Annotated in this window: 5 protein-coding genes and 1 pseudogene; 2 read left to right on the forward strand and 4 right to left on the reverse strand. The window is 43.2% G+C overall.

Going from position 1 to position 7,317, the window contains the following annotated elements; all coding sequences use genetic code 11:
- Positions 1–116: 116 nt before the first annotated feature.
- The 3 genes and pseudogenes from IQ219_RS13990 to IQ219_RS14000 form a co-directional block, all read right to left on the reverse strand.
- A pseudogene (locus IQ219_RS13990) lies at positions 117–1,836 on the reverse strand (phosphoketolase); the annotation flags it as partial.
- A 192-nt stretch (positions 1,837–2,028) separates the two neighbouring features.
- Complete coding sequence (locus IQ219_RS13995; protein ID WP_194073016.1) at positions 2,029–2,295, reverse strand: hypothetical protein; 267 nt, start codon at positions 2,293–2,295, stop codon at positions 2,029–2,031.
- 903 nt (positions 2,296–3,198) lie between these two features.
- On the reverse strand, positions 3,199–4,902 hold the full coding sequence (locus tag IQ219_RS14000; protein ID WP_194073015.1) for a YdiU family protein: 1,704 nt from the start codon (positions 4,900–4,902) through the stop codon (positions 3,199–3,201).
- A gap of 958 nt (positions 4,903–5,860) precedes the next feature.
- On the opposite strand from IQ219_RS14000, the gene IQ219_RS14010 reads away from it, so the two are divergent.
- Together IQ219_RS14010 and IQ219_RS14015 are read left to right on the forward strand one after the other, a co-directional pair.
- On the forward strand, positions 5,861–6,094 hold the full coding sequence (locus IQ219_RS14010) for a DNA-binding protein (protein WP_194073012.1): 234 nt from the start codon (positions 5,861–5,863) through the stop codon (positions 6,092–6,094).
- Complete coding sequence (locus IQ219_RS14015; protein WP_194073013.1) at positions 6,066–6,494, forward strand: type II toxin-antitoxin system VapC family toxin; 429 nt, start codon at positions 6,066–6,068, stop codon at positions 6,492–6,494. The genes IQ219_RS14010 and IQ219_RS14015 overlap by 29 nt, the downstream gene beginning before the upstream one ends.
- Before the next feature lie 334 nt (positions 6,495–6,828).
- On the opposite strand, the gene IQ219_RS14020 is transcribed toward IQ219_RS14015, so the two are convergent.
- Positions 6,829–7,317: RMD1 family protein (locus IQ219_RS14020; RefSeq protein WP_194073014.1), on the reverse strand; the 489-nt coding region annotated here is incomplete at its 5' end.

The following is a 7,317-nucleotide window of genomic DNA, read 5'->3' on the forward strand; positions in this document are numbered from 1 at the left end:
TGTCTCGTCTTCAGCTTCTTTCTTCCATTTTTCACTACCCGTTCACTTTCACAATAGATACAGTTCATTTTTTTCAACCTTATACTGCGTAACAATTCTAGCTCTCACTCCCTAAGCAGACAATGCCCAAACCGACAGCAGGCAGTTGGCATCGGGCGGTAGGTAAACACGCACGACGGAGGCTTTTTTATTGACAACGTGATCGATAAATCCGGGATCTTGGTGAGTGAAGCCGTTGTGCATTTGTTGCCAAACGTGGGAAGCCAGTAAATAGTTTAAAGAGGCGATCGGTCGTCGCCATGGTAGCTCTGCCGTTACTTTTAGCCATTTGGCGTGCTGGTTAAACATCGAGTCGATGATGTGGATAAACGCCTCGTAACAGTTGAACAGCCCATGTCGCCCCGTGAGTAGGTAACCTTCTAGCCAGCCTTCACATTGATGCTCGCTCAACATTTCCATCACTCGACCATCGGCGGCAAGGAACTCATCGTTAGCTTGGGTTTGGGCATCCCATTGGCGATCTGTTACTTCAAATACGGCGCTCAAACGGTTGGAGAGGGTTTCGTCGGGGCCAAAAATTCTAAAATTGCGCTGCTCTTGGTTGAGCTTGGTTACGTCTCGCAGGAACACACCCAGTTCATGGGCATCGGCAGCTTGAACCGATCCGGGGGCCGGTACATTCACCGCGTAGTCCCGAAAGTCTGGCATGATCAGGTCGCGTAGCAGCATGCCCCCGTTGGCGTGGGGATTTGCCCCCATACGGCGATCGCCTTTCGGTGCTAGTTCAGCTAATTCCGGTTTCAATCGTCCTGACTCGTCAAAAAGTTCTTCGGGTCGGTAGCTCCGCAGCCAGTCTTCCAAAAGCTTGAGATGTTCGGGATGCGATCGCGGATCGGAGAGCGGTACTTGATGGGAACGGAATGTGTCTTCGATCTGAACGCCGTCCACCCATTTTGGCCCCGTCCAACCTTTAGGCGATCGCAGCACAATCATCGGCCAGCGCGGGCGTTTGGTATTGCCATTGTCACGAGCTTCATGCTGGATCTGTTTGATGTCGGCGATCGCCTGATCGAGGGTCGTTGCCATCGCTTCGTGCATTAATTCTGCCTCATGGCCTTCCACGTAATAAGGAATCCAGCCATTTCCCCGCAGCAACTGGTCTAATTCTTCTGGCTCAATGCGGGCGAGGATGGTTGGATTGGCAATCTTGTAGCCGTTGAGGTGGAGGATCGGCAGTACCGCACCATCGGTGGCAGGGTTGAGAAACTTGTTGGAATGCCATGCCGTTGCCAGTGGACCAGTTTCTGCCTCACCATCGCCTACGACACAGGCCACAACCAGATCGGGATTATCGAACACCGCCCCAAACGCATGACTAAGGGAATAGCCCAGTTCGCCGCCTTCGTGAATTGAGCCGGGGCATTCCGGTGAGGCATGGCTGGGAATACCGCCGGGAAAGGAAAATTGTAAAAAGAGCTTTTGCAGTCCGACTTCATCCTGACTAATGTTGGGATAAATCTCGCTGTAAGTGCCTTCCAGATAGGTGTTCGCCACAACCGCTGGCCCCCCATGTCCGGGACCAGAGACGTAGATCATATCGAGGTCGTATTTTTTAATCGCCCGATTCAAATGCACATATATAAAATTCTGCCCAGGAGTTGTACCCCAGTGACCCAGCAGCATCGGTTTAATGTCTGCCAAGGTGAGCGGACGTTTCAGCAAAGGATTGTCAAACAAATAAATTTGCCCCACCGATAGATAGTTGGCAGCTCGCCAGTAGGCATCCATTTTGCTCAGAAGTTGTGGCGTAAGGGTTCTGGTTTTTATCTGTTGCATAACTTAGGGAGGAGTTAAAGAGAGATAACTAATCAAATGGCATTCAGGACATTAAATTGTATTTGTACAGTTTGAATCGAGCGTTCACAGCATAAAAATTTGCTACACGGGATTATTTTTGAACAGTAAGAGATCGCCATTCTTCAACTACAGCAGGAGAAACATTGAGGACTATCTCTTGTTGGTCTAGGGTCAATCTGGCAAAGGTTGGGCAGTTTCCTCTTGCATATCTCCAGGGACATCAACGTACATTTCTGTCTCGACTGCGTAGTTATTGAGCAAACCTTCTTTATCCACCGTATAACCATGGCTTACTTCACTCAATTCACCATCGGCTGTGACATGGGAGGTATGGCCAAAGTCTTTACCTTCTCGATGCTGACGTGCGGCGGATTCAGCCGGAATAATATGGGCATCATATTGGGGGATAGAATCTTGGGAATCACTTTGGTTATTCACTGCAATAGCCCTTTATAGTTTTTATTCAATTAAGTAGCGGCTTTCAATCTGGAAAAGTTATGACAAAACCCTTGATACATGAGAATCTCAGGGTGCTAAAAAGTACTCACTGTAGGGATGTAGTCCAATTGCCAAAAAATCCCCTCATTGGGCGATTAGGAAAAAGAAATGCCAGTAGAAGTATAAATATTAATGACTGTATCCGTGCCAGTTGTAAAGTGATTTCATGTGGCAAAAGTGACAGCGTGAGCTTGGTTTAGGCTGCCAACAATACCGACAATGAAAATGAAAGACGTTGCAACAACGACCATAGATTTGGTCAATCAAGAAATCATATTAAAGACCCTAAAAAGAATGACTTAGCTAATACATATATTTTATTTTGTTTAATTGATTTTGTCTGCATGATTACGCACTTAGTCTAAATAAAACCTAAAAAATCTTGTTCTATTATCTGCAACTTGCTCAGCTTTATTTATTATATTTTTATATAAACGAGGTAATTTATAAAGGCTGTAAAGCTTTGCTTATAAGGGTTTTGCTATATTTCGCACAACCAAAAATTGCTATAGTTTTTATTCGATATTTTGAGCGATGATCTTAATTGACGCTTCTAAAACTCATAACATGCTCCATGAATAAAATGAGAAGATTTCTTGTAAATTAATCACTCTGGCCTTCTCCGTTATCTGTAGCGACCCGGAATCATCGGTATTTTGGGACCAAATTAAATGAAACTATAAATTTTAGAGGCTGGAACCCAGTTACTGACTTACATTGGCAATCCAGCACTCAGCATTGCTCGAGAGCGATCTAAATTTTGTATAAAGAGGAAAATTTAGATCACTCACTTTGTAATTGACGCTTAATAGCATCTTAATGAGTTCGGGATGCACGTCATCATTAAGATGAACAACTATAGTGCGACACGCCACCAGTGTTAAAAAATGTCTTAGGCCTTAGAGAATAGTATTTATCTTCTATTTCTTCTGACTGCTCATCATATGGACGGCTAAGTACTTCTTGCAACTCTCTAACCAAGGTGTAGTCACCTTGCATTGCTTGTTGGTAAGCAGGGACAATCAACCACTCCCGCCATGTATATTTGGGATTGACTTGTTTCATTTTCGCTGATATCTCAGCCAAATCATTATCCTTCGTGACGAGGTCACGCCAGCTTTTTAGCCAAGATTGCCATTGCTCTTCGAGTTGTTGTGAACTTTCTACGTAGAAGCTCTTTTTCAATGGTGAAATATGGTCTGGTATATGAGATAATTCGCGGAAGAATATGGTGTAATCCACCTGTGATTCAGTCATCAACTCTATTAGTTTCTTAAGCAGCTTTGGGTTATATTCAGTCAAGCCAAGTTTTGCTTTCCACATTTTTTGAACTTGCTCTTGCATTGTTTCTGCAAAGCCATAACGTACTTGATCAAAAGATTCTAAAGCCTTAGCATCTTCTGTGAGTAGTAGCCTAACTGATTTCCAAAACATATGATAATTCGCCTCTGCTGCAACTGGCTGATTGAAGAATGAAAAGTGTTGTCCGCCCCCAGTCCAAGGCTGAAACCCAGGGTTAAACATTTCACAAAACCCAAATGGTCCATAGTCGAGGGTAAAGCCACCAGCAGCGCAGTTATCACTATTAAAATTACCCTGACAGTAACCAATCCTTAACCAATTAGCCACCAGGGTCGTGAGACGCTGCCGAAATAGCTTAGCTAACTCAACCAATTGATCTGCAAAACTAAGACTTTGATTAATATCGCTTTTGTATTCTCGCTCAATTAAATGAGACACTATCATGCGTAACTCTTTTAATGCTTTTGGATGAGCATTGCTGCGAGCGCGACGGGCGAATAATTCCAGTTGACCAACGCGCAAAAAGGATGGTGCAACACGAGTTGAAATGGCTACAGGATTGTCTACTAAAATATCAGGGTCAATGGAGTAGGAGTCTTGGGAATACCAAGGCCGGGTAACAGTCTCACATTTAGAAACATAAAGTGTCAAAGAGCGTGATGTTGGAACACCCAAAGCCTGCATATATTCTTGTGCTAAAAACTCACGCACACTTGAACGTAGTACTGCTCGACCGTCCGCACCACGGCAATAAGGCGTTGGTCCGCCACCTTTCAATTGCATTTCCCAGCGCTGGCCATTGATTATTCCTTCAAATACAGATATCGCTCGACCATCTCCATAACCATTACCAGTACCGAATGGACATTGTTGAATATATTCGGTGCCATAAATCGACAGTGCATAACCAGTCGCCCAGCCAACCTGACGCATAGGCTCATGGGCAGCAGAAATATCACCAGAAAATATATGGCGAAATTTGTCGTCAAGTGCCAGTCTATCGTTTAACCCAAGTTCCTTAAAAAAAGTGCTGCTATGGGTTACATATTCTGGTTCCGCAAGCGGTGTGGGTGTTACAGGTACGAAATGACCAGAAAAAACTTGCCGGGCACGGCGATCGTCTCCATCTCCCATGGCATCGGGATCAGCATTTAAGGTGTCCATCAGAGAGTAATCAGCTAATCGCACAAACTCATCAAAGGTCGTTATGGAGCGCTCAGCAGATGGTTGAGATGGATATGACATTCTTGCACCCATATTGTTTAGAAAGATTCAAGTTTAATTGAGGACTTTATAGAGGCTAGCATCTCATTACGGGGACAAAAGTTGAAGAGCCTGGTCAAGCTCATAAGGACGTAATGACTGTTCTTATCTATTTGTGGGTTCATCCCAACAGTAGGCGATCTCGGGGAGTCAATAATCCCACCGTAAAAAGGTCATGTAATTCCTGCCCTGTTAATACTTTTGTTTGCCCATGACGGTTAATTTTCATTCAATCATTCCTAAAAAAAATATTGAATAGCTATCACAAACCTAATTGTATCGTGGAATTTTTCCAACTCTCCATCGCTCAACACAAATTATTACTAATTATTATCAATTAATAAATTCTGAAAATTACCACCATGTCCCAAATCGTCTGATACGGGGCTTTGCTGAAGAAAATGATTAGCTAACCTAAAAAGTCAGATATAAAGATTACAGACGATTCTCAAGAGTATAATTTGTACTGTATTGCGATTCATCTTCAAAGATTGGGAAAAAAGTCACTTTGCCCAGTAATCCCAGCAATCCCCCCACTAGGGCAAAGAGGATGCCAATAATCCAGCCTGTCAGACTGCCAACTCTGGTTTCAATGGAGTCAAGGCGTTTGCCTGTGTCGGTCACCTTCTAGTCAATGGTGGCGATCGCCGTTTTCATTTCAGCTTGACCAGCTTCCAACCGTTCTAAGCGGGAATCTATCTTCTCCAGGATTTTGACTGGATCTACTTCAAAGGTTGCCATGGTGTAAAAGGAGAAGGACTTCTCCTCTAGGGTAATCTAAATTGCTTCGACGTTGAATTGGCGATCTTTTCGTTCTGGGTTAGGAGATCTAGCCCGTTCTATGTTCCCCAACATTTAATGGAATATTACCATTCGGTTAAAAAGCTATCATCTGGGTGATGACCAAAAGCAAGAGTTTGTTATGAGCTGGGGGTAGTGGATGGCTAATTTAATTGTCCGCAATATTGATGAGGCAGTGGTGGTAGCCCTGAAAAAGCGGGCGGGGCAACATGGCATCAGTGCCGAAGCAGAGCACCGCAGAATCCTAGAGCAGGCCCTATTGCAACCTCCTCGAAAGCCCTTTGCGGAGGTGCTTCGCCAAATTCCCGATGTGGGCAATGACTCAGATTTTGAGCGAATACAGGATGACAGAGCCAGTCAAATATTTGATTGATACCAACGTTATTAGTGAACTACGGAAGCAAGATAGGGCTGACCCCGGCGTACTAGCATTTTTTCAGCAAGCTCAGCATCTCTATTTGAGTATGATTACCATTGCAGAATTGCGGCGGCGTGTGGAATTAATCAGGCATCGAGGGAATAATCAACAAGCTAATTTACTGGAGGAGTGGTTGGAAATTGTAATTGCAGATTACGCTGACCAGATCCTAGATTTCACCATCTTTGAAGCTCAGATTTGGGGAAAATTAGGAGTCCCTAATCCCCATAACGCCCTAGATAAAAAAATTGCTGCTACTGCTCTCAGTTATGGACTGACCCTAGTTAGCCGTAATGTTAAAGACTTTGTTGGCACTGGGGTTTGTTTGCTCAATCCTTTCGTGGGCGATCAATAATCAGCAATTGCCCATGGCAGCAGAAACAGCAAAAAGTTGACCTCCACATTAGTCAAGATTAGGGAAAGATCGCCAGCTTAGAAACCCCTAGTAAAAGTTACTGGGGTCTATTCCCTTCGCTAAAATTCCCTACTTAGATTGGTAAATATCGTTACATTTCACAATTAATTTAAACGGCATCCCCAATAATCAACTCAGCAGTTAAACAGAGTTGACAGAGCATTAGTGGACAAATTAAGAAAGCTTTAAAGAAAGTTAAATTTTTTAATCTTTGTGGTTATCTTTCTTTTATATACAAAATTTGTTCAGTTCCACTGAGCAATGTTTCAAAGCTTTAGTTAAGCAAGCTATAGACAGCTAGAATAATTTCAATTACAATCAAAATAACAATATACCATTCAACTCTATGACTACTATCTCTTTGTAGAATTGCTAGGGCTGTTTCCATTGTTCTACTAATTAAGGTTAGTTTTTTTTCCAACGCTAGCCAACGTTCTCGCAACTCGTATTCATCTTCTAGGCGTAAGTAGAGACGGTCTAATTCGGGAAAATCCCAAATAGGATCAGGTTTTTCTCCCACTTCAACAATACCAAAAACTTTTTGCTCAATTAACAATAAACCACCAATATAGCCCAATAATTCTTTTTCTTTTGGAGGACGGGGATTTTTACCTTGAATGGCTGTTGTGAAAGGTTTAATTTTGTCAAATAAGCTAGAAACTTCGCGCTCATAATAATCTAAAACAATACTTTTTCCTAATGCTTCAGCAATAATTTGCAAACGTTCTGTGGTGCATTCTTGGAGTGACAAATATCCAGATTC

It is taken from the genome of Synechocystis sp. LEGE 06083 (genome assembly GCF_015207725.1).
GTDB lineage: Bacteria > Cyanobacteriota > Cyanobacteriia > Cyanobacteriales > Microcystaceae > Synechocystis > Synechocystis salina.

What these genes read in the sequence shown, in the direction of transcription:
- IQ219_RS14010 (WP_194073012.1), top strand. Translation starts at nt 5,861, where the DNA reads ATGGCTAATTTAATTGTCCGCAATATTGATGAGGCAGTGGTGGTAGCC.
- IQ219_RS14015 (WP_194073013.1), top strand. Translation starts at nt 6,066, where the DNA reads ATGACAGAGCCAGTCAAATATTTGATTGATACCAACGTTATTAGTGAA.
- IQ219_RS14000 (WP_194073015.1), bottom strand. Translation starts at nt 4,902, where the DNA reads ATGTCATATCCATCTCAACCATCTGCTGAGCGCTCCATAACGACCTTT.